This window comes from Pedobacter sp. (genome assembly GCF_031119335.1).
In the GTDB taxonomy this organism is placed as follows: domain Bacteria; phylum Bacteroidota; class Bacteroidia; order Sphingobacteriales; family Sphingobacteriaceae; genus Pedobacter.
Window position 1 is genome coordinate 94,369 of record NZ_JAVHXT010000004.1, and the last position, 22,428, is coordinate 116,796.

The window sequence follows — 22,428 nt, forward strand, 5'->3', positions numbered from 1 at the left end:
AATTACGCTATGTAATTTTTTATAACATCAGAAATGTAATCATAATGGCTTTCATTTAACCCAGGCCAAACTCCTAGCCAAAACGATTGGTTCATAATAATATCTGTATTATTTAGATTGCCTACTACCCGATGATTAACGTTTGTATACGCTGGTTGTCTCAATAAATTTCCAGCAAATAACAACCTTGTTCCTATCTTATTTTCTTCTAAATGCTGTACCAACATATGTCTATCATTAGAATCGCCTTCTCTCAAAGTCATTAAGAAGCCAAACCAAGATGGGTCTGAATTTGGAGTTGGTTCTGGAAGTACAAAAATCTCTTCAAACTCTTTCATCCTTTCATAAAGTGCTGTGTAATTTTCTCTTCTTCTTTGTACAAAGCGGTCAATTTTTCTCATTTGGGATACACCCAAAGCTGCCTGCATATCAGTCACTTTCAAGTTAAAACCAATGTGCGAATAAGTGTATTTATGATCATAGCCATAAGGTAATGACCCCAATTGTTGTCCAAAACGACAACCACAGGTGTTATCTTTTCCTGGCTCGCAATAACAGTCTCTACCCCAATCTCTAAAGCTCTCTGCAATTTTAGCCAATTCTGGATTATTTACAACAACCGCTCCTCCTTCGCCCATAGTAATATGATGTGCTGGATAAAACGAAAAAGTGGAGATATCACCAAAGGTTCCTGTTTTTTTCCCTTGATATGTCGCTCCTAAAGAATCACAATCATCTTCTACTACCCAAAGATTATATTTCTTTGCTACACGCATCACTTCTTCTAAATCAAATGGATTACCCAGAGAGTGCGCTATCATGATAGCTTTTGTCTTTGGTGAAACTGCTGCCTCGATCATTTCTGGCTTTACATTGTGCGTAGCTATATCAACGTCAATAAAAACGGGAACTGCACCAAATTGCACAATTGGATTTACCGTGGTAGGAAATCCAGCAGCTACAGTTATAACTTCATCTCCAGGTTTTATTGCTCTATCACCCAGTTTTGGAGAAGTAAGTGTATAAAAAGCCACTAGATTTGCCGACGAGCCTGAATTAACTAACAGTGCTTTTTTTGCTCCAAAATACTTTGCAAATTCATATTCAAATTCATTTGCAAATCTTCCAGCAGTTAACCACCCATCTGCTACTGAATCCATACACAAAAGAAGGTCATCCTCTTCAATTATTTTTCCGGTAACTGGAATATAATTTTCACCGGCTATTGGTTCCCTAAAAGTCTTTAAGTCAAACTCCTTTATCATAAATCAAATCTTGTTTTTTCTATTCTTATTATTGATTGAATCTCCTTATCCAAAGTATTCTTAATTTCCCAACCTAAATTAATTAGATTTTGATTATTTGCATTAGATTCTTCGATATCTCCTTCCCTGGGCTTAAGTGCTCCGAAGTTAAGTTTGCTAGTTGAATTAGCAAATTCAGCTAGCTTAATTACGAAATCTCTAATTGTGATCGAACTACCTCTTCCCACTTCAAACTCTTGATAGCTCTCTAAAAAATCTAATCTCTTTAATATTAGAATATAGGCTCTTGCCACATCTTCTACATATATAAAATCTCTTTTTTGAATACCTTCGGTAAGCTGAATAGTTTTTTTATTTTCTAAAAGATTTTTTAATGTTGATGTAAAAAATTTTCCATCTGCATCTAGTTCTCCAAATACATGCTCTAACCGTAAATTTACAATTTTGACTTTTCCATTATAAGCTTTCAAAATGTTCTCTAACGCACGCTTAGAATTAGTGTATTGCTTTAGATACGTTTGGTTAAATTGTGGTTTAGCAAAAAAAGTGTCTGTATTGATAAAGATTTTTAAGAATTCATTTCCCGTTTCTAGCAGTTTAATTGGAAAAATAACGTTGGTCTCGACAATATCAGCCAACGAACTATCTCTACCGTAGTCGGTAGCAAGATGTATTATACCGTATATTTGATGATCTTCAAATATTCTACCAAAATAAAAACTTGAAGCATCGGAATAATAGATCACACATTTCGAATCTTGTACTAAATCTCTAATTCGCCATAAACTTGATTCCTTACGGAGAATTAATATGGGGCAAAAGCTATTCTTTAATAGTAATTTAAGTACATGACTACCTACAAAACCGTTTGCCCCAGTTACTAGAATTTTCTTCAGACTGCCCAATTAATGCCTTTCTCTTGCCCTATCTTGGTATACTCTTCTATTTGTTTTCTACGTTTTATATATACACTAATATTATCCTCAATGTCCGCCAAATAACCTTCCAGAGTAAACGCTACAGTCTCCTTAAACCCAAGAACTGGTTTCCATTTCAAAGAACTTGCAGCTTTAGATATATCTAACTTTAATAGTACAGCTTCGTGTAATTTAACTGTGTTTTCTGGAATAACATAACCTGCGGTACTATCTAATAACAATATTTCGTCTATCAAATCTTTTACTGAATAATTAGACATGTCTTCTGGTCCAAAATTCCAACCGCCACTAAATTCCTTACCTTTTAAAAATAATTCTGCCCCGAGATTTAAATAGCCACTAAGAGGTTCAAGTACATGTTGCCATGGTCTTGTAGCATAAGGATTTCTAATTTCCAATTTTTGTCCTTTTTGATAGGCCCTGAAATAATCTGGGATAATTCTATCTGGCGCCCAATCACCTCCGCCTATCACATTACCTGCTCTTGCCGATGCAATGTTGCACGTCCCACTTTGTTTGAAAAAAGACTCTAAGTAAGAACTCGTAATTAATTCAGAACAACCTTTTGAAGCGCTGTAAGGATCTTTTCCGCCCATAGGATCGTTTTCTCTATATCCCCAAACCCATTCTTTATTGTCGTAGCATTTATCAGTAGTAACATTTACAGCTACCTTAATGCTTGAGGTAGCCCTAACTGCTTCAAAAAAATTAACCGTACCCATCAAATTAGTATCAAATGTTCCAACCGGATCTTGATAGGAAGCTAAAACTAAGGGTTGTGCTGCTAAATGGAAAGCAAAATCTGGCTGTACTTCTGCAAAATATTTTTTCAGATGTTCTCCATCTCTCACATCACCAATTCTATGATTAACTTCTGTCTCTAAATCACAAGTCACAAAGTTATCCATATTAGAACTAGGCGCCAATGCATATCCATAAACTTCTGCACCAAGTTCTTTAAGCCATATAGCTAACCAAGATCCCTTAAAACCCGTGTGGCCTGTGATCAAAACTCTTTTCCCTTTATATATTTCAAAAAAACTCATTTTACCAGATCTTCCATTTTGCTACATTATTAGACCAATCTTCCTCTAACTCATGCTTATCGCGTAGTGTATCCATAGGCTTCCAAAAACCTGAATGATTAAAAGCCATCATTTGACCATCTTTTGCTATATTTTCCATCGGCTCCTTTTCAAAAATTGTTTTATCACCTTGAATATAGCTGAAGACTTCTGGCTGGCAGACAAAAAAACCACCGTTAATCCAAGCACCGTCACCCTTAGGTTTTTCCATAAAAGATTCGACAGTTTTATTAACTCCTATATTTAATGCACCAAATCTGCCGGACGGCTGAACAGAGGTAACGGTACAATGCTTCCCGTGAGATTGGTGAAATTTAACTAGTTCTCCAATATTTACGTCGCTTACACCATCACCATAAGTTAGCATGAATGGCTCATTACCTACGTGCTTTTGTATTCTTTTTACTCGTCCACCAGTCATAGATTCGTTGCCTGTATCCACCAAGGTTATTTTCCAAGGTTCAGCTTGTGAATCATGCACGTTAATCGAATTATCTGAAAGATCGATAGTGACATCAGATTTATGCAAAAAATAGTTAGCAAAGTACTCTTTTACTACATATCCTTTATAGCCTAAACAAACTACAAAATCATTATAACCGTGAGATGAGTAAATTTTCATAATGTGCCACAATATTGGCATCCCCCCTATTTCCACCATTGGTTTAGGTTTCAGTACGGTTTCTTCAGATAATCTAGTTCCTAGTCCACCAGCTAATATAACTACTTTCATATTCAAATTTCTATAATTACGTTTTCAGTCATCGGATATGAACAACACAATAAATATTCATCGTTCAGCAAGTCTTGTCTTTGTTTCGTCAAACCAATCATGCGCACTTGCCCACTTATAACCCTGCCTTTACAACTACTGCAGTTTCCAGTTTGACAAGAATAGGGCAATTCTATATTTGCATCCAATCCAGCTTCTAAAATACTTTTTCCTTTTATAATTTCTAAAGAATGTCTTTCTCCCTTAAAATTAAGCTGAATGGTTTCTGTATGTATACCTTTGAAGTCAGCAGGATCTTTAATTAATTCAAAATCCTCAGAAAAAATAGAATCTAAAGATACATTTCTTTTCTCAAGGGATTTCTTAACTGAGGTTTTTAATCCTATAGGCCCACAGATAAAATGCAGTCCTTGTCGGATATCCAATTCCATTATAGAATTCAAAACCTCTTCGGCATCAATCCTTCCTTGAACAACGTGAGGCAATGCTTCATCGATTACTGCTTCCGTATGGAAATGCCATACGCTTAATTGTTCTGAATGATTATTTCTGAGCTCATTAATTGCGCTGCTAAAGATCACTGTATCCCTTCTTCGATTACCGTAAACCAAGTTTACTTTAATCATAGGATTTTCATGCAGTATTTTTTTTGCGATAGAAAATAGGGGCGTAATACCACTGCCTGCTCCCCATAGGAAAATGGCTTGACAACTATTATCTTCAGGAATAACGAAGTCCCCCATTGGCGACATTACTTCAATTGAGTCCCCAACTTTTACAACATCATTAATGTGGTTCGAAACAATTCCATTTGGTACTCTTTTAATAGTAACGTCTAAAGTAGAGTCCACCATTGGTGCTGATGAAAAAGAATATGGTCGTATGTATCTCCGGCCATTTATTCTAAAAATTAGTGTCAAATATTGACCAGCCTTATATTTAACCTTTTTTAATGCGGGCTGCTTAAAGCAAAGCGTAACCGTATCTGCAGTTTCTCTACGAATTTCAACAACTTTTAAAGTATATGTTTGCATTAATTTCGCATAATATTTTTAACAGCAGCTCTAAACAATAAAGCTAAAGTTATAAGAAAACCAAAAATAATTCCACCTAATGCAGTTCCCTTTGCCTTACCTAATCTTTCTTTCTGTAAAGGATAAACTGGCTGATCAACCACTTGTATCAGGGGAGTTTCCTTCATCAAGGACATTTTACTCATTTCCAAATTCTTCACCATTTCCCCTAGAACCGCCTTATTAGTTTCGGCAGAAAATTGAGCCCGTTGTACGGGTGCCGCACGCTGTACCTGTCTAGTAGGATTTAGATTAGGTGTCGCATCTGCCACAACGGCCGCAGAATAGATTGCCCCATTCATTACTGCTCGCACAGAGTCCGTTTTGCGCTGCAAAATAATCACATTGTCTAGCGACTTTTTAGTCTTGGTCTGGATATAAAATTCGTTTACGTTATTTACTAATTCTTCATTAAAGCGTTTTGCAAAAATCTCATCTTTTGATTTTACATCCACTTTAATAATACTCAACTTCTTATCTGGCTTTGCAACAGTTAAGTCTGCTTTTGCGATAGACTCTACAATTTTCCCAATCAAACTGTCGCGAAGCCGTTGTGACTTTTCGTTTAATTTTGGCTTTTTAAGTTCATCAACGTTAAATCTGATATCTTCAAGCTCAGTTTTTTTCTCCCAGCCTTTGCGTAACTGATTTACTTCTACATATCTTTCTATTAATGGTTGTTTCGATGCACTGTCTAAGGAGCTAAACAAAGTTTTCTCCAACATTGTTCTAGACTTATATAATTCCAAGATATTATCTCCCTGGAAAATACCACCACCACCACCACCTAAATCTATCCCCATCATTGAAGCAACGCCTACGTAAGCGCCTAATCCACCACCTTTTTCACCGCTCTCTAAAACAAATGTAGTCGTTGCAGTATAAATTGGCTTCTTCATATAAGCATAACCAAAACCTAGTAGGCCACCGATAAGTCCTGCGACAATGATGATCCATTTTTTACTCCAAAGGTATTGCCACCATTCTCCAATTTTCAAGATGAGCTCTTTTAAAGAAATCTCGTCATCTTTTATATTATTTTTTTTCACCGATTCGCTTGCCATTTTTAATTATGATACTAATCTAGTTTTTCCAATAAGATTTCTTCAACATTTCTGTTGTCGTAAGTATTTGAAATCATCACTACTACCTTAATCGCCTCCTCCAAAGATACGTCTGGTTGTGAAGAGTTTTTCAATGTCTCTATCACATTCTCTATCACTTGCTGATGATTAGACGCCGAACCTTTGTAACTGCCATAGTCATTAAATGCATCTGAAGCCTCGATGATAGGCTGTTCAGTTCCTTTAATCTGACAGTACTCCAGACAATTCATATACTGTCCACCGATTTTTACCGTGCCTTTTTCAGCCAGAACGGTAATGCTGCTTTCAAAATTGCTCTCAAAAGCTGATGTTGAATAATTAATTGATCCTACAGCGCCATCCTTTAAATCAAATGTAACTACACCGCTGTCTTCAAACTCTGTGCTTTGTTCGTGGTTGAAATTGGCGAACTTTCCTTTGATATTTGTGATGTCTCCGAAAATCCAAAGCAACACATCTACAAAATGAGAGAATTGCGTAAACAATGGGCCGCCATCTAAAGCTAACGTGCCTCGCCAGCCACTACTTTTATAGTACTGATCATCTCTATTCCAAAAACAGTTTAATTGCACCATATAGATCTTCCCTAGCGCCCCTTTATCTGCAATATCTTTAAGCCACTTTACCGTTGAAGAATATCTGTTCTGAACTACAGGAAAAACATATTTGCCACTCTCTGATGCGGCTACAGAAATTGCGTTCGCATCATCAATATTTAGGGCAATTGGCTTTTCAATGACTACATTGATGCCATGATTTAAGCAAGTAATTGCTTGACTAGCATGTAATCCGTTTGGCGTGCAGATGTTCACCACATCCACAGCTAAGTCTGCAGCTAAAAAATCATCAAGATTTTTAAAATGAGGTACGCTAAAAATTGAAACTTGCAATTTTTGTTCATCTGCTGGATCAATAACGGCAACCAACTCCGCTTCTGGATGCATAAGCACCAATTCTGCATGTCGTTTACCGATATGGCCACAGCCTAAAATCGCAAATTTGATAGTACTAGCCATTATGTCAATTCGACTAATTGATGATCTACTAGTTTGTATTTCTCGTTACTTTCTGAGCAAACTGCCACTTCACCTACGTTGAAATTAAGTACATTTCCGCATTTGCTCACCCAGCCTTTGTGTTTCCCTGGGTTGCCTACGATTAACGAATGTGCTTTTACATCTTTTGTGACTATCGCACCGGCTCCGATCATTGCATAACTACCTATCGTTACTCCACAAATAATAGTTGCATTAGCGCCGATAGTAGCCCCAAGACCAACAGTTGTCTTTAAAAATTGATGTTTACGGTTAACGAAACTTCTCGGCACTCTTACATTTGTAAACACTACAGATGGACCAATAAAGGCATCATCTTCTATTACAACGCCATCGTAAATAGATACGTTGTTCTGCACCTTAACTCCATTTCCTAGTATCACATTGTTTGCAATCATTACATTTTGTCCTAAAATACATTTTTCTCCTATTACTGCATCTGGCATTATATGCGAAAAGTGCCAAATTTTGGTGCCTTCACCAATTTGAGCGCCTTCGTCAATAACTGATGTTTCATGGGCAAAGTAATTAGGCATTAGCAAAGAAACGGTTGATATGATCGATCACGTAGTTTTGATGTTCGAAGCTGAGTGCAGAAGAAATAGGTAACGCCAAGACCTTCTTGCAAATATCTTCAGATATAAGGAAATCGCATTCTTTAAAGCCTAAAAATGAAAAAGCTTCTTGTAAATGATTAGGTTTAGCATAATATATCATCGTTGATATACCTTGATCTGCTAAATATTTTTTTAATCTATCCCTTTGAGATTCATTTTGCAGCAGGATACAATATTGATTAAAACTATGCTTGATATGGGCTGTTTCTTTTGGAAGCTCAATATCTAGGTTGTTTAGACCGTCCGAATAGCGTTTCGCTAATTTGCTCCGCTTTTCAATATTATCATCCAACTGTTTAAGCTGATGCGTCAGTATTGCCGCTTGAAGCGTGTCTAACCTTGAATTAACACCTATGTATTGATGCTCGTATTTTTTTTTCTGACCGTGATTAGCCAGCATCTTAATCTTTTCTGCCAGCTCCACATCATTAGTAAAGACAGCACCGCCATCGCCAAAACAGGCTAAGTTTTTAGTTGGAAAAAAAGAAGTACAAGCAATTGTACCTATTGTACCAAGCTTACGGCCTTTATATTCGCCTCCCAAAGATTGAGCAACATCTTCTATTACAGGGATTTGATATTCATCTGCTAGCGACATAATTGTATCCATATCTGCGGCTGCGCCAAAAAGATGGACTACGATAATAGCCTTGGTTTTTGGTGTTATTCTTTTGACTATGCTTTCTGCATCGATATTAAAATTGTCCTCATTTACATCTGCAAAAACAGGTGTTAATCCTAAAAAAGCCACAGCCTCTGCCGCTGCAATGAAATTGAACGTGGGAACTATTATTTCATCACCTTTGTTTAAATCTAACGCCATTAGTGCTAAACAAAGTGCATCGGTTCCGTTGGCACAAGGAATAACTTGGTTAATATTTAGATAGTCTGCAAGATCATTCGCAAAAATATTTACTTCCGGACCATTGATATAGGCACCTTTTTTTAGTACTTCCTGCATTACCTCGTCAAGTTCGGCTTTGTTGGCAATATATTGTGCAGAAGCATCAAAAAAAGGTACTTTAATTTTATAATCGAGCATCAATTATAATTCTATCTAAAAATGCTTTGGTATCAAAGATAACAGATATTTCAGCCCTTTTAAGTTTTTCAAAATCTAAAGCCAAAAATTCTGAATGAGATACTGCTAATATTATCGCATCAAAAAGATCATCAATTTTATCTAACAGATTAATGCCGTATTCTTCCTGCACTTCTTCTTTGTTAGCATGAGGATCATAAACGTTTACTGAAATCCCAAACTGTTCTAATTCAGTATAAATATCTATTACCCTGGAATTTCTGATATCTGGACAGTTTTCCTTGAAAGTAACGCCTAGAATTAACGCCCTTGAGCCTTTTACAGCATTTCCTTTGTTAATGAGCAACTTTACCACTTTATTAGCGATAAACATGCCCATATTATCATTTACCTTTCTGCCAGACAGTATCACCTCTGGATGATAGCCTAAAGTTTGCGCTTTATGAGCCAAATAATAAGGATCAACGCCTATGCAATGTCCACCAACCAAGCCTGGTTTAAATTTTAAAAAATTCCATTTGGTTCCAGCGGCTTCTATTACGTCAGTGGTGTCAATACCAATTCTATCGAAGATAAGTGCCAGTTCATTCACAAATGAGATGTTGATATCCCTTTGTGCATTCTCGATGGCTTTGCTCGCTTCTGCTACCTTAATTGAAGGAGCCTTATGTGTACCGGCTTCTATAATACTCAAATAAAGCTCATCAACAAATTCTGCAGCTTCTATTGTAGAGCCAGAAGTCACTTTCTTGATAGAAGAGAGCGTGTTGACTTTATCGCCGGGGTTAATACGTTCTGGAGAATATCCTACGAAAAAATCTTTATTAAAAACCAATTCAGAGTACTTCTCTAAGATAGGTACACAATCGTCTTCGGTACAACCTGGATAAACAGTTGATTCATATATAACGACATCATTTTTCTTCAATATTGAAGCTAACATTTCCGAAGCAGTCAATAAAGGCGAAAGATTTGGTTTCTTATATTGGTCTATAGGCGTTGGAACAGTAACGATAAAAACATTGCAATTTCTGATATCTTCTAGTTGGTCTGTTACGGTAAGCATCCCATTTTCTATAGATTGCTTTAATTCTTCATTTTTAGTTTCGTTGGTAAGATCTAAACTGCTTTTTAGCTGTTCGATTCTCAAAGTGTTGATATCGAAACCAAATACTTCGTATTTCTTAGAGAATGCCAATGCCAAAGGCAACCCAACATAACCTAGGCCAATTATCGAAATCTTTAGTTCGGACCTCCTCAAACTATCTAAGTAGCGTAATGATAATTGCCGCCAAAGATGCAACGCCAGTTCCTAATCCTATCCACGCTTGGGCAGTCATTTTTTCTCGTTCAGCTCTCTCAGGCACCAAAATCTCTGCACCAGGTTTTACTTTAGGATAGTTATTGAAAAACAAGAATTTCTTAGCAGCCTCTGCTGAACCGTTAGCATATTTGATGTAAGCTCTATTTTTCCAGGCACTACTAGTAAAACCACCAGCACCATTAATGTATTGCTTAAAACTCTTTCCTGGGATATAGACAATACTGTTTGGATTTAATACCTCACCAGTTACCTTAACCGTCTGAAGCTGTTTAGGAACTCGAATAATATCACCTTCTTCTAAAATCAAATCTTGCCTAGACAAAGGTTTCTCCAAAATACGTTCCAAGTTAATTCCAACCAAATCAGATTGAACCAACTTCTCGTCAATTTTTTTAGTGCCTTCGTTTTCTTTGGAATTCTTTTCCTGCACACGCTCCAAATTCAAGAACTTCTTTTCTTCTTCTTCTTTATTGTTGATTGCATTCTTATCTGCTGGATTAACTTTCTCAGCCCCTGGACGCTTCAAAGATGCACCTTCAGCGTAAGCAAACGGTGTTAAACCGCCAGCTCTTTTAATTAGATCTGAAATACGGTAATCTTTACTAGTGATTGTATATGGCCCTGGATAAAGTACCTCACCTTCAATTTTCACTTGCTTCTGAATAGCGTAGCCTTCCGAGTTTCTCACAGAAATAATATCAAATGGTTTGATTTCAAACTTGTCACCTAAAACTCTTAAGTTTTCATCAACGTTAACCACAAACACATCTGCTGTCTTAGATGAGGTAGAATTTGGATCCGTATTTTTTATTCTTCTAGAAACCTCGATTCTATTTGGCGCTGCACCTTCCCTTAAGCCGCCGGCCATTTGTATAACGTCTTCTAGTTTCAGATTTTCCGCATATTGGAAAGTACCAGGTGCCCTTACTTCGCCCTGCACTGTCACTGAATATTCTTCTCTTAAATCAAAGATAGAACTTATTGTTACCTTGTCTTCTCTTGTCAAAGGGATATCTTTTTCCTCGCCAGAAAGCATTTTAGCAACATCAAAAGAAACGAAATACTGTGTTTTATCTGGGTTTAAACGATTGATATAACCTCGGTTTAAAAAAGCATCTTCGGTTATCCCGTCGGCTTTCCTTATTAATCCCCTTAGCGTAAGCCCCTTATCTAAAGCATAAACACCTGGCCTAAATACAGCCCCGATGATTTCAACACGATTTTCGAAGCGTTCTAAGATTGCTTCTACTACAAATTTATCTCCGTTTTTTGGTTGAAATGTAGCATACTGTGATGACGAAATATCTCTAATTCTTCTCTCTTTACTTGTATTTTGAAAAGTCTTAATTTTTGCTGTATAGGCTTCAGCAGTAAAACCTTTAGCAAAGTTGATTACATCTTGTAAAGTTTCAGTACCTTTTATCTCAAAGATCGCAGCTTCTTTTACTTCTCCAGAAATTTCTACCCGTTTATCATAAGCTGGAATATTAATTACATCTTGATCTTGTAAACGTATATTCCCCTGTTGAATTCCTTTCAATAAAAAGTCGTATACATCAATTGTAGCCATAACTTTATTATTTCTAATGACTTGGATATTTCTCAAAGAACCATTTTGCGATGGTCCGCCCGAAACGTAGAGTACCCTAAATACATTTGCAAGTGAGGGCAATGTATAAGTACCAGCCTTCACCGCTTGGCCTGTTACCGTTACTTGGATGCTTCTGATATTCCCTAAATTGATAGCAACTGAGGTTCTACCTGTTCTTAGAGCCGGATAGGTTTTAGACATTGCAGTTCTAATTTTAGAAGTAGCTTGTTCTATCGTTAAACCACCCACTGCTATTCTGCCTACAAATTCTAGATTAATAACTCCCTCTGGACTAACCTGCAAATCATAAGTACGTTCGTTATCTCCTGTAAGGTCTATGATTAGTTTATCATCCGGACCAACGATGTAATTTTTGGGTGTTGCAATTCTTAAATTCGGCTCAAAAGTTATAGTACCTCCCCTAAACAAATCCGATCCAAATATTTTTGCTTGGATTTCACCATCATCCTCTTTCTTATCGTTTGTGATAGAACCACCATCTGTGGTTTCGCTATACTCTCTGCCAGTACCTGTTGTAGGTTTATCAGTGGTTTGCACGCCAGCCCCCTGCTTCTTTAGCTTCTCTACCCTTGCCTTAAATTTTACCAGTTCCTCTGGTTTAACCCCTCTATTTTGAGCCACTTGCGCCAGTTGTGCTTCGGAGGTATAGCCCATTGATTCTGCTTGTTTTACTATCTGTAAAATCTGAGCATCAGAAAGCTCATCTACTTTGATGTTAGATCCTACCTGTGCAAAGCTAGAAGCAGCTAAAATGATTAAAGAGAGCAGTAGAAATATTTTTTTCATAGGCCGTAGCTGTATTCTTTTAATTATGTTTTATTCGAAGTAATTTAAGGTTTTGTAATCTCCTTGCTTTAAATATTCATCTTTCTTCATTAGGTTCAAATCAGACTGCATCATATCTTCTACCAAGGCTTGCAAATCGTATTTTGGTTGCCAATTAAGCTGAGTTTTAGCTTTAGTCGGATCGCCTAATAACAAATCTACCTCTGTCGGCCTAAAATATTTAGGATCTACTTTAACTACTGTTTCACCAAGTTTAAGTGCTTCAACATTTAAACCTAATTGCAAACCTTTTTCTCTATCGATATCTATAATTACACCAATCTCCTTTTCATCTTTACCAGAAAACTCAACGGTAATGCCAAGTTCTGCAAAAGCCATGCGTACAAAATCGCGTACCGTAGTAGTAATGCCAGTAGCAATAACGTAATCTTCAGCTCTTTCTTGTTGTAGTATTAACCACATTGCTTCAATATAATCTTTGGCATGCCCCCAATCTCTTTGTGCAGAAAGATTACCAAGATATAAGCATTTTTGAAGACCCAAAGCGATTTTAGAAGCAGCCCTTGTAATTTTACGTGTTACGAAAGTTTCGCCACGTAAAGGACTTTCATGATTAAACAGAATACCGTTACAAGCATACATATTATAAGCTTCACGATAGTTAACTGTAATCCAATAGCCATATATTTTTGCTACAGCATAAGGTGAACGAGGATAGAAAGGTGTATTTTCACTTTGAGGTACAGCTTGCACTAAACCATAAAGTTCTGAAGTAGATGCCTGATAAATCTTCGTTTTCTCGGTTAAACCTAATATTCTAATCGCTTCCAACAACCTCAACGTTCCAATACCATCTGCATTAGCAGTATATTCTGGCATTTCGAAACTTACTTGTACATGGCTCATTGCTGCCAAGTTGTAAATTTCGTCGGGCTGTGTTTCTTGAATTATACGGATAAGATTTGTAGAGTCGGTAAGATCGCCATAGTGCAATTTAAACCTCACGTTACTCTCATGCTGATCTTGATATAGATGGTCTATTCTATCTGTGTTAAATAGCGAAGATCTCCTTTTAATACCATGCACAAAATAGCCCTTTTTAAGTAAAAACTCTGCCAAATAGGCGCCATCCTGGCCGGTCACCCCCGTAATCAGTGCAACTTTCATTTATATTTTGAGTAAGATTTTTTTGTGCGTTATCATATACATTACTTTGTTTGTAATAAAAAAGTTGTAGATGAGCAACGCCGCAAAAATAGTATTTTTATCGAACTTCTTTAGTAATTTTACGAAGGTAGATTATTGATTCACACTAAATAGGAATAATATATATACATCCATTTCCTAAACTATTGCTAAACAGCTTTTCTGAAATTTCATTAGAGGTTAAATAAAAATCAGGGGCCTACGCCTTATCTACATCAGCTTATCTAGTACCTGTTGCCAATTATCTACACGTTCGTATTCTGTAATGAGTACATTATGAGGCGAGGTAAAAAGCAGCGGCCGCCCATTGAAGTTAACAAAGTTCTTTATCCTATCGTCAATCATCACATCTACGTTTACAATTTTTTCCCCACAGAATATGATATTTTTCCATCCGATAAAAGGAAAATATTCTGCCAGCCAGTCTAATTTATCTTCTAATGAATTTCGAAATTCCATTGCTGCCGACACTACGTAGACCTCATATTTTTCTTGCAATGCTTTTACTGCATCAACAGCGCCGTCTATTACCGGCAAATCTCTAAAGAAACCTTTTGTATTAATATATTCAAACCACTTTCGATTGATTTCTTCGGGAACATTTTGGAAGATTTCTGTTCCAGGTTTGATGACTAAATCTAAAGGAACTTGGTGGTCTCTATTATAAAGTTGTATAAATTTATGGATCGGGTCTGCCAAAACTTCGTCCATATCTATGGCTATTCTCATTGATAATATTGAATTTAGATGTGCAATGCAGTGATATAACCAAATATCGTTAAAAAGATGTTTCAGTTTTCATAATTGTTATTGAGGCACTGTATATTGCACTGGTTTTTTGGAAATAAACCTAATGGCAGCGGATATACTTTTTGTTTTTCCAAGCTAAACTTACGAAGTTTTCACGTGCACTTACTTTTGCAAAAAGATAGCAACGTACAGCAGGACTGTGCTCGCCATGGAAAGATAGCTTTGATTTTCAAACATTTATAAATGATTATTTTTTCGTAGGCTTGCTAATTACCAACATATTGTTTACTTTTGCAGCCCCGCAATACGAAGTTCCGGGAACTATGTTGAATACATAAACTATAAAAAAGAATGGCAACTAAAATCAGATTGCAAAGATTCGGTAAAAAAGGAAAGCCTTTTTACCACGTGGTAGTAGCAGATGCTCGTGCTCCAAGAGATGGAAAATTCATCGAGCGTTTAGGTTCTTACAACCCAAACACTAACCCAGCAACTATCGAACTTAACTTCGATAAAGCTGTAACTTGGGTACTTAACGGTGCTGAACCTACTGACACAGCTCGTGCTATCCTTTCTTACAAAGGTGTGCTTTACAAAAAACACTTAGAAGGTGGTATCAGAAAAGGTGCTTTAACTCAAGAACAAGCAGATGCTAAATTTGCTACTTGGTTAGAAACTAAAGCTGGTAAAATTTCTGGAAAAACAGAAGGATTGGCTACTAGCAAAGCTGAGGCACGTAAAGCGGCTTTAGCAGCAGAAGCTAAGAAAAATGAAGACAGAGCAGCAGCTATTGCAGCTAAAAACGCACCAGTTGCGGAAGAAGTTGTAGAAGAAGAAGTGGCTACTGAAGAGGCTCCAGCGGTAGAAGCTGAGGCAGCAACAGAAGCTCCTGCTGAAGAAACTCAAGCGGAAGATAAAGCTGAATAATTAACTTTACTTCAAAAAGAAATAGCGTTTCGAGTAAATCGGGACGCTATTTTTATACCCCTAAATCCCCTAAAGGGGACTTTCCAAAAGCGCATGACTAAAGACGAAGCATTCTACATAGGTTATATTACTAAAACTAAAGGCTTAAAAGGCGAGGTACAACTTTTCTTCGAGTTTGAAGATTACCACGATCTGGAGCTAGATGTAATATTTTTGGAATTGAATGGAAAAATGGTTCCCTTCTTTATTGCCAGCCATAAACTTTACGAAAACAAAACAGGCTTGTTCTATTTTGATGACATTGATCATGTAGACAAGGCACTGCCTTTGGTAAAGAAAAAAGCTTACTTGCCTTTGAGCAAAAAACCAGAACGTGATGAAGATGAATTCTACTATACCGATTTAAAAGGTTTTATTGCTGTTGATGAAACTTTGGGCGAACTGGGCGAAATTATAGAAGTAAATGAATATCCACAGCAGTTTGTAGCGACGGTGCATTATAAAAATACCGATGTGCTGTTTCCTTTAAACGAAGACTTTATTGTAGAGATAGACGATGAAGAAAATATTCTTACCTTAGATTTACCAGAGGGATTATTGGATGTTTACCTTAATCAGTAGCGTGCAGCAAACAAAAGCTAGTTTATTTAAGTTTGTATAATTATGAAAGGGTTTGGCGCTTATTGTCTCATTATTTTAACGTCGTTAATTATTGCTTGTACGGGCACTGATCGTTCGGCGGATTCTACATTATCAAAAGATACGATTAAGAACCAAAAGCCAACAGACACCATTGGCGACGAGGAAACGATTAGCACCATTGCCTCAGAAATACTTACAACCTTAAAAGCAAAAGACTACAAAGCATTTGCGGCTTACTTTCACCCAACAGAGGGCGTTGTTTTTTCTCCCTACGGATTTATAGATACCAAAACTTCGAAAAAACTAACAAAAGCCACCTTCTTAAAGTTAATAGAAGAACATGGCTCGGTAATTTGGGGAAGTTACGATGGCTCTGGTGAGACAATTAGATTGACTGCCCAGCAATACTTGGATAAGTTTGTATACAACGCTGATTACATCAACGCAGAGAAAACTGCTTACAATCAAATTATCGGTAAAGGAAATTCCTTAAACAATCTGAACGAAATTTTCCCTCAATATCCTTTCGTAGAATATCACTTTAGTGGTTTCGACAAAAAATACGAAGGTATGGATTGGACTAGCCTGCGCTTGGTGTTTAAGCTGCACCAAAGCAATTATTATCTGGTGGCGGTTGTGCATGATCAGTGGACGACATAATTTAAGTTTATTGCAAAATTGTTTGGTTAATAAACCCGGTTGTAGCGAAAAGCCCGGAATGAGCGAGCGTTAGCGAAGCAAGTGAGGACTTGTAGCGGAAAACGGGACTAAACCTCAATAGCTACAGTGTATGTGCTTTTCAAAAATCATAAGCCATTTGCACCCTGTTCGGAATCACAAACAATTATTACCTTTGCGCCATGCGTTTCGATATCATTTCTGTACTGCCCGATTTATTGACTAGTCCTTTTGCTCATTCTATTTTACAACGAGCACAGAAAAAGGGAATTGCAGAAATTGTAGTGCACAACTTAAGGGATTATGCCACCAACAAACAAAAAAGCGTAGACGACTACCCATACGGTGGCGGTAGTGGCATGGTAATGAGCATCCCTCCTTTTGCGGCCTGCATAGAAAAACTTCAGGAAGAACGTACTTATGATGAAATCATTTTCATGAGCCCCGATGGTGAAACGCTAAACCAAACCATTGCGAATGAACTGTCTATCAAAGGTAATATCATCATTTTATGCGGCCACTATAAAGGGATTGACCAACGTATCCGTGATATTTATGTAACTAGAGAAATTTCTATTGGCGATTATGTGCTTTCTGGTGGTGAGTTGCCGGCAGCAGTTTTGGTAGATGCTATTACCAGATTAATTCCTGGTGTGCTTAATGATGAAACCTCTGCTTTATCAGATAGCTTTCAGGGAGAGCTACTAGATGCGCCGGTTTATACCAGACCAGCAGATTGGCGTGGGCATAAAATTCCGGATATTTTGTTGAGTGGCCATGAAGCTAAGATTAACGAATGGCGACATGAAGAAGCGTTGAAAAGAACACAGCAACGCCGCCCCGATTTGCTAAAATAACGTAGCAATGAAGAGATTTGATAATTAGCTAAGTGGCAAAATTTTAAATCGACAAATATTTTTAAATTTCACTTTTATTTTAAAAAAATAATCCCTAATATTGCAGTCCGATTTTAAACAATACAAAAATCGGCTTAATAGCTTAAAATCATGGATTTAGTAAAATTTGTAGAAGAACAGGTAAGCACTAAAAAAGAATTTCCTTCTTTTAAATCAGGAGATACAATCAGTGTTCATTATAAAATTCGCGAGGGTAACAAAGAACGTGTTCAAATTTACCAAGGTGTTGTTATTCAACGTAACAGTGCTGGCGCTAACGAAACTTTTACTGTTCGTAAAATTAGTAATGGTGTTGGTGTAGAGCGTATCTTCCCTATCAGTTCTCCAAATATCGAGAAAGTAGAAGTTAACAGCTATGGTAAAGTACGTAGAGCTAAATTGTTCTATTTACGTAGCTTAACTGGTAAAGCAGCTCGTATCAAATCTTTAAGAAAGTAATCCACTTTCTATAGAAAAAATATAACCTCGACGTAACGTCGGGGTTTTTTTGTTTTATATCTTTGCGCAACCAAATAAAAATCTGATAGTGACATGTTGTGAGCACTTTACTAACTTTTGCTCATGATAGCTTCATTATTTATAAAAATGAACACCAAATGAAAGAACTTTTAAAGAAGTACGAAGAAAAACAACCAGAAATTGTTTTTGAATGGAAAGACAAAGAATCGGAAGCTGAAGGTTGGGTAGTAATTAACTCTTTGCGTGGCGGTGCTGCTGGCGGTGGCACTAGAATGCGTAAAGGGCTAGACAAAAACGAGGTAGAATCTTTGGCAAAAACAATGGAAGTAAAATTCACGGTTTCTGGCCCTCCTATTGGCGGTGCAAAATCGGGAATTAACTTTGATCCTGCCGACCCACGTAAGAAAGAGGTGCTGGAACGTTGGTACAAAGCTGTAATGCCTCTGCTTAAAAACTATTACGGTACCGGCGGCGATTTAAATATCGACGAAATTCACGAAGTTATTCCAATTACCGAAGGTTATGGCTTGTGGCACCCACAAGAAGGTGTAATTAGCGGACACTACCAGGCTAGAGAAAACGAACGTATCCACCAAATTGGTCAGTTGCGTTACGGTGTTTCTAAAGTATTGGAAGATTTGACCTACACACCAGACATCAAAAGAAAGTATAAAGTTGCCGACATGATTACGGGTTACGGTGTTTCTGAATCTATTAGACACTTTTACCAAATTTGGGGAGGCGAAATTAAAGGCAAAAAAGCTATTATTCAAGGTTGGGGCAACGTGGCTGCAGCTGCCGGCTATTATTTGGCACAACAAGGCGTAAAAGTGGTTGGTATTATTGATCGTGTTGGTGGGTTGATTAATCCGGAAGGATTTAGCCAAGAAGAAGTAGCCCAACTTTTCAATAACCGTGTAAACAATACTTTGGTTGCTGATAATTTGATCTCTTTTGAAGAGGCAAACGAGAAGATTTGGAGCATGGGAGCTGAAATTTTCGTTCCAGCGGCAGCTTCAAGATTAGTAAAACAGCACGAAGTAGACCAAATGATCGCAGCCGGAATGGAAGTAATTGCCTGCGGTGCTAATGTACCTTTTGCAGACAAAGAAATCTTCTTCGGTAGCATTATGGAACACGCCGACAATCATCTAGCGGTAATTCCAGATTTTATAGCCAACTGCGGCATGGCGAGGGTATTTGCTTACTTGATGCAACGCAACGTAGAAATGAGCGACGACGCCATTTTCACAGACGCATCTAACATCATCGGCAACGCACTTAAAGCCGTATACCAAACATCTAGCAAGAAAACAAATCTATCAAGCACTGCGTTCGAGATCGCACTAAAACAACTCCTATAATCTATGGACATTACTTTTTTCGAACAGATTTTTTGGGGCAATAGCCTAAAAACTTATGCCATAATTACCGGTATCATCATTATTGGCTTGTTATTTAAAAGGATAGTATCCCGCTTATTAAGCCAATTGATATTTAAGCTATTCAAAAAATTTGCGGATCAAGTTAATTCCGAAACTTTTATTGCGCTACTGATAAAGCCAATTGAATTTTTTATTAGCGTATTCACTTTCTACATCGCCATTAAGCGATTAAAGCATCCGCTTGATGTTACCTTCTTTAAATACAAAAAGACCATCGACAAAGTAAAGATTGATGAAGTTTTCACCATTGGCGAGCTGGTAGATAAAGTATTCCTTTTCCTTATTTTGCTATCGATCTTTTGGATTGTTTTACGCATTATCGACTTTGTTGCCCACGTATTATTGGTACGAGCCGCTAAAACAAAAAACAAAGCAGATGATCAACTGGTGCCATTCATCAAAGAACTATTGAAGTTTATCATTGCATTTATTGGGTTTTTCGTGCTGCTTGGTTATGTTTTTGAAGTAAATGCGGTAAGTTTAATTACTGGTTTGGGTATTGGCGGTATTGCAATAGCCATGGCCGCTAAAGAAAGTTTGGAAAACCTTTTGGGCTCTTTCCTTATTTTCTTAGACAAACCTTTTACAGTTGGTGATGTGGTTAAAGTTGACGGCATTGAGGGAACTATTGAGCGTGTAGGCTTTAGAAGTACCGTGCTACGCAGTGCGGATAAAACTACGTATGTAATTCCAAACCGCTCTATGATTGACGGCGTGTTGGAAAACTTAACTATGAGAAATGCCCGTAGAGTGAAATTTGATATTGGTTTGGTTTACGAAACTAGCAACGATGTATTAAAGAAAGTTATTGCGGATATCAGCACATTTTTAAACGAAAACCCGGCTACAACAGATGCTACCGTTGCACTTGATTCGTTCGGAGATTCGGCCCTGAACATTCAAATTATCTACTTGGTGCCCATGAAGAAGGAATTTGACTTGGCAAGAGTGAAGGAAGCCGTAAACTTTGCGATTATTGAAATTGTACAGCAAAACGGTTCTGACTTTGCTTACCCAACACAACGCAGCATTGGAGAAAGCACGTCATCAAAAAACGAATAAATAAGTCTTTTAGAAAAGCAATTGCAGCAGCCCGATTAAATTTTAGTCGGGCTTTTTTGCTATCAACCTAAGTTCGATGATTAAATATGCCAAAACAAAATATGATTAAGCCTTCGCTAATTTGCTCGGACAAACAAAATCGGTACGTTTTAGGTTGGTGTTTTTAATGGCACCGTAACCACCAGCAACATCAATTACGTTATCGATTCCTCTTGATTTTAAAATGGAAGCGGCAATCATAGAACGGTAACCACCCGCACAGTGGATATAGTATGTTTTATCGCTTTCCACTTCATGCGTCCAATCATTAATGTAGTCCAACGGACGAGGATGTGTAAATTCTAAATGTTCTGCTTCATATTCTCCCGGCTTGCGTACATCTAGCGCTAAGATATCTTCGTTCTTTTGGTAAGCTTTCTCAAATTCTTCCGCAGAAACTGAAGCAATAAAATCTGTTTGTTTACCTGCTTTTTGCCAAGCAACAATACCACCTTCCAAATAGCCAATGGTATTATCATAACCTACACGAGCCAAGCGGGTAATCGTTTCTTCGGCTTTTCCTTCATCAGTTACCAACAAAATATTTTGTTTCAAATCTGGAATTAACGCACCTACCCAAGGGGCAAATTGTCCATTTAAACCAATGTTGATTGAGTTTGGAATAAAGTCTTTGGCAAAAACTTGAGGATCACGAGTATCTAAAATCAAAGCATCTGTCTGATTTGCTAAATCTTCAAAAGCTTGCGCATCTAGCGGATTTAACCCCTTTTCAAAAACCTCGTCGATGCTCTCGTAACCACCTTTGTTCATGGCTGCATTTTTAGCGAAATATTGTGGTGGAGGCAAAATACCATCCGTTACTTCTTTAATGAACTGTTCTTTGGTTTCGGCCTTTAAAGCATAATTTACCTGCTTTTGGTGTCCTAAAGTATCGAAAGTTTCTTTACTCATGCTCTTGCCACAAGCCGAACCCGCACCATGACCAGGATAAACGATTACATCATCTGCCAAAGGTTTTATTTTTTCATTTAGCGAATCGTAAAGTAGCCCAGCTAGATCATTCATGGTTAAAGTGCCTTTTTGAGCTAAATCTGGGCGACCAACATCACCAATAAACAAAGTATCTCCAGTGAAAATACAATGATTTTTACCTTGTGCATCAGTTAGCAAATAAGTTGTTGATTCTAAAGTATGTCCCGGTGTATGCAAAACAGTGATGGTTAAATCGCCTATTTTGAATTGCTCCCCATCGGTTGCGATATGCGCTTCGAAAGCAGTTGTAGCCGTTGGCCCATAAACGATAGTGGCGCCAGATTTCTCAGCCAAATCTACGTGACCAGAAACAAAATCTGCATGAAAATGAGTTTCGAAGATATATTTAATTTTCGCTCCGTTTTTTTCTGCCTTTGCCAAATATGGTCCAACTTCACGAAGTGGATCGATAATAGCGGCTTCGCCATTGCTTTCTATGTAATAGGCAGCTTCGGCCAAACATCCGGTGTATATTTGTTCTATCTTCATGTTTTAGATATGAGTAATCAGATTTGAGATATGAGATTTCCCCTCGTTGCTAACAAAGGTAAGATTAAAGCCTTGTTTATGGAATGACAGCCATCATAATTGCAGAAGTTTTACTTAACCCCAAGCTCCTAAAGGGGAAATTTTACCAACTTTGACCCAAAGCCGTTGATTTTTACGAACTCTCG

21 protein-coding genes are annotated in these 22,428 nt (G+C 37.4%); 7 read left to right on the forward strand and 14 right to left on the reverse strand.

Going from position 1 to position 22,428, the window contains the following annotated elements; translation table 11 throughout:
* Positions 1 to 2 precede the first annotated feature (2 nt).
* From rfbH to REI64_RS06035, 13 genes are all read right to left on the reverse strand, one after another.
* Complete coding sequence (rfbH, locus tag REI64_RS05975; protein WP_308849195.1) at positions 3 to 1,265, reverse strand: lipopolysaccharide biosynthesis protein RfbH; 1,263 nt, start codon at positions 1,263 to 1,265, stop codon at positions 3 to 5.
* On the reverse strand, positions 1,262 to 2,170 hold the full coding sequence (locus REI64_RS05980; RefSeq protein ID WP_308849196.1) for an NAD-dependent epimerase/dehydratase: 909 nt from the start codon (positions 2,168 to 2,170) through the stop codon (positions 1,262 to 1,264). Before REI64_RS05980 ends, rfbH begins: the two co-directional genes overlap by 4 nt.
* Positions 2,158 to 3,249: a CDP-glucose 4,6-dehydratase gene (gene rfbG, locus REI64_RS05985; RefSeq protein ID WP_308849197.1), complete on the reverse strand. Its 1,092-nt coding sequence runs from the start codon at positions 3,247 to 3,249 to the stop codon at positions 2,158 to 2,160. Before rfbG ends, REI64_RS05980 begins: the two co-directional genes overlap by 13 nt.
* 1 nt (position 3,250) lies before the next feature.
* Positions 3,251 to 4,021: a glucose-1-phosphate cytidylyltransferase gene (rfbF, locus tag REI64_RS05990; RefSeq protein ID WP_308849198.1), complete on the reverse strand. Its 771-nt coding sequence runs from the start codon at positions 4,019 to 4,021 to the stop codon at positions 3,251 to 3,253.
* Between the two features lie 2 nt (positions 4,022 to 4,023).
* On the reverse strand, positions 4,024 to 5,055 hold the full coding sequence (locus REI64_RS05995; protein ID WP_308849199.1) for a ferredoxin--NADP reductase: 1,032 nt from the start codon (positions 5,053 to 5,055) through the stop codon (positions 4,024 to 4,026).
* The gene (locus REI64_RS06000) at positions 5,055 to 6,143 is read right to left on the reverse strand and encodes a Wzz/FepE/Etk N-terminal domain-containing protein (protein ID WP_308849200.1); all 1,089 of its coding nucleotides are present in this window, start codon (positions 6,141 to 6,143) and stop codon (positions 5,055 to 5,057) included. Before REI64_RS06000 ends, REI64_RS05995 begins: the two co-directional genes overlap by 1 nt.
* Before the next feature lie 29 nt (positions 6,144 to 6,172).
* Complete coding sequence (locus tag REI64_RS06005) at positions 6,173 to 7,216, reverse strand: Gfo/Idh/MocA family oxidoreductase (protein ID WP_308849201.1); 1,044 nt, start codon at positions 7,214 to 7,216, stop codon at positions 6,173 to 6,175.
* Positions 7,216 to 7,791, reverse strand: a complete 576-nt coding sequence (locus REI64_RS06010) for an acyltransferase (protein WP_308849202.1) — start codon at positions 7,789 to 7,791, stop codon at positions 7,216 to 7,218. Before REI64_RS06010 ends, REI64_RS06005 begins: the two co-directional genes overlap by 1 nt.
* A complete protein-coding gene (locus REI64_RS06015) occupies positions 7,784 to 8,914 on the reverse strand; it encodes a DegT/DnrJ/EryC1/StrS family aminotransferase (protein WP_308849203.1) in 1,131 nt (376 codons plus the stop codon). Before REI64_RS06015 ends, REI64_RS06010 begins: the two co-directional genes overlap by 8 nt.
* Positions 8,901 to 10,175: a nucleotide sugar dehydrogenase gene (locus tag REI64_RS06020; protein ID WP_308849204.1), complete on the reverse strand. Its 1,275-nt coding sequence runs from the start codon at positions 10,173 to 10,175 to the stop codon at positions 8,901 to 8,903. The genes REI64_RS06015 and REI64_RS06020 overlap by 14 nt, the downstream gene beginning before the upstream one ends.
* A 1-nt stretch (position 10,176) precedes the next feature.
* On the reverse strand, positions 10,177 to 12,636 hold the full coding sequence (locus REI64_RS06025) for an SLBB domain-containing protein (RefSeq protein ID WP_308849205.1): 2,460 nt from the start codon (positions 12,634 to 12,636) through the stop codon (positions 10,177 to 10,179).
* Positions 12,637 to 12,666: 30 nt separating this feature from the next.
* Positions 12,667 to 13,803, reverse strand: coding sequence for a GDP-mannose 4,6-dehydratase (gene gmd / locus REI64_RS06030; RefSeq protein WP_308849206.1), 1,137 nt, complete (start codon positions 13,801 to 13,803; stop codon positions 12,667 to 12,669).
* 249 nt (positions 13,804 to 14,052) lie between these two features.
* Complete coding sequence (locus tag REI64_RS06035) at positions 14,053 to 14,571, reverse strand: 5'(3')-deoxyribonucleotidase (protein ID WP_308849207.1); 519 nt, start codon at positions 14,569 to 14,571, stop codon at positions 14,053 to 14,055.
* Positions 14,572 to 14,943: 372 nt separating this feature from the next.
* On the opposite strand from REI64_RS06035, the gene REI64_RS06040 reads away from it, so the two are divergent.
* From REI64_RS06040 to REI64_RS06070, 7 genes are all read left to right on the forward strand, one after another.
* Positions 14,944 to 15,519 carry a 30S ribosomal protein S16 gene (locus REI64_RS06040; RefSeq protein ID WP_308849208.1) on the forward strand — a complete coding sequence of 192 codons (576 nt, stop codon included), beginning with the start codon at positions 14,944 to 14,946 and terminating at the stop codon, positions 15,517 to 15,519.
* A 93-nt stretch (positions 15,520 to 15,612) separates the two neighbouring features.
* On the forward strand, positions 15,613 to 16,140 hold the full coding sequence (rimM, locus tag REI64_RS06045) for a ribosome maturation factor RimM (protein WP_308849209.1): 528 nt from the start codon (positions 15,613 to 15,615) through the stop codon (positions 16,138 to 16,140).
* 42 nt (positions 16,141 to 16,182) lie between these two features.
* Positions 16,183 to 16,821 (forward strand): hypothetical protein, encoded by a 639-nt coding sequence (locus REI64_RS06050; RefSeq protein ID WP_308849210.1) that lies wholly within the window; start codon positions 16,183 to 16,185, stop codon positions 16,819 to 16,821.
* Between the two features lie 200 nt (positions 16,822 to 17,021).
* Positions 17,022 to 17,696: a tRNA (guanosine(37)-N1)-methyltransferase TrmD gene (trmD, locus tag REI64_RS06055; RefSeq protein ID WP_308849211.1), complete on the forward strand. Its 675-nt coding sequence runs from the start codon at positions 17,022 to 17,024 to the stop codon at positions 17,694 to 17,696.
* Between the two features lie 150 nt (positions 17,697 to 17,846).
* Positions 17,847 to 18,194, forward strand: a complete 348-nt coding sequence (gene rplS / locus REI64_RS06060) for a 50S ribosomal protein L19 (protein ID WP_308849212.1) — start codon at positions 17,847 to 17,849, stop codon at positions 18,192 to 18,194.
* Positions 18,195 to 18,352: 158 nt separating this feature from the next.
* Complete coding sequence (locus REI64_RS06065) at positions 18,353 to 19,579, forward strand: Glu/Leu/Phe/Val dehydrogenase dimerization domain-containing protein (RefSeq protein WP_308849213.1); 1,227 nt, start codon at positions 18,353 to 18,355, stop codon at positions 19,577 to 19,579.
* A 3-nt stretch (positions 19,580 to 19,582) separates the two neighbouring features.
* A complete protein-coding gene (locus REI64_RS06070) occupies positions 19,583 to 20,722 on the forward strand; it encodes a mechanosensitive ion channel family protein (RefSeq protein WP_308849214.1) in 1,140 nt (379 codons plus the stop codon).
* A 105-nt stretch (positions 20,723 to 20,827) separates the two neighbouring features.
* Here REI64_RS06070 and REI64_RS06075 read toward each other — a convergent pair whose 3' ends face one another.
* Positions 20,828 to 22,243: an MBL fold metallo-hydrolase gene (locus REI64_RS06075; protein WP_308849215.1), complete on the reverse strand. Its 1,416-nt coding sequence runs from the start codon at positions 22,241 to 22,243 to the stop codon at positions 20,828 to 20,830.
* Positions 22,244 to 22,428: the final 185 nt, after the last annotated feature.

Excerpts from the sequence above, each read along its gene's own strand:
- rimM (WP_308849209.1), top strand. The coding sequence starts at position 15,613 with ATGACTAAAGACGAAGCATTCTACATAGGTTATATTACTAAAACTAAA.
- REI64_RS06005 (WP_308849201.1), bottom strand. The coding sequence starts at position 7,216 with ATGGCTAGTACTATCAAATTTGCGATTTTAGGCTGTGGCCATATCGGT.
- REI64_RS06075 (WP_308849215.1), bottom strand. The coding sequence starts at position 22,243 with ATGAAGATAGAACAAATATACACCGGATGTTTGGCCGAAGCTGCCTAT.
- REI64_RS06035 (WP_308849207.1), bottom strand. The coding sequence starts at position 14,571 with ATGAGAATAGCCATAGATATGGACGAAGTTTTGGCAGACCCGATCCAT.
- rplS (WP_308849212.1), top strand. The coding sequence starts at position 17,847 with ATGGATTTAGTAAAATTTGTAGAAGAACAGGTAAGCACTAAAAAAGAA.
- REI64_RS06015 (WP_308849203.1), bottom strand. The coding sequence starts at position 8,914 with ATGCTCGATTATAAAATTAAAGTACCTTTTTTTGATGCTTCTGCACAA.
- rfbF (WP_308849198.1), bottom strand. The coding sequence starts at position 4,021 with ATGAAAGTAGTTATATTAGCTGGTGGACTAGGAACTAGATTATCTGAA.
- REI64_RS06070 (WP_308849214.1), top strand. The coding sequence starts at position 19,583 with ATGGACATTACTTTTTTCGAACAGATTTTTTGGGGCAATAGCCTAAAA.
- REI64_RS06025 (WP_308849205.1), bottom strand. The coding sequence starts at position 12,636 with ATGAAAAAAATATTTCTACTGCTCTCTTTAATCATTTTAGCTGCTTCT.
- REI64_RS06065 (WP_308849213.1), top strand. The coding sequence starts at position 18,353 with ATGAAAGAACTTTTAAAGAAGTACGAAGAAAAACAACCAGAAATTGTT.
- REI64_RS06040 (WP_308849208.1), top strand. The coding sequence starts at position 14,944 with ATGGCAACTAAAATCAGATTGCAAAGATTCGGTAAAAAAGGAAAGCCT.
- rfbG (WP_308849197.1), bottom strand. The coding sequence starts at position 3,249 with ATGAGTTTTTTTGAAATATATAAAGGGAAAAGAGTTTTGATCACAGGC.
- REI64_RS06050 (WP_308849210.1), top strand. The coding sequence starts at position 16,183 with ATGAAAGGGTTTGGCGCTTATTGTCTCATTATTTTAACGTCGTTAATT.
- gmd (WP_308849206.1), bottom strand. The coding sequence starts at position 13,803 with ATGAAAGTTGCACTGATTACGGGGGTGACCGGCCAGGATGGCGCCTAT.
- trmD (WP_308849211.1), top strand. The coding sequence starts at position 17,022 with ATGCGTTTCGATATCATTTCTGTACTGCCCGATTTATTGACTAGTCCT.
- REI64_RS06010 (WP_308849202.1), bottom strand. The coding sequence starts at position 7,791 with ATGCCTAATTACTTTGCCCATGAAACATCAGTTATTGACGAAGGCGCT.
- REI64_RS05995 (WP_308849199.1), bottom strand. The coding sequence starts at position 5,055 with ATGCAAACATATACTTTAAAAGTTGTTGAAATTCGTAGAGAAACTGCA.
- rfbH (WP_308849195.1), bottom strand. The coding sequence starts at position 1,265 with ATGATAAAGGAGTTTGACTTAAAGACTTTTAGGGAACCAATAGCCGGT.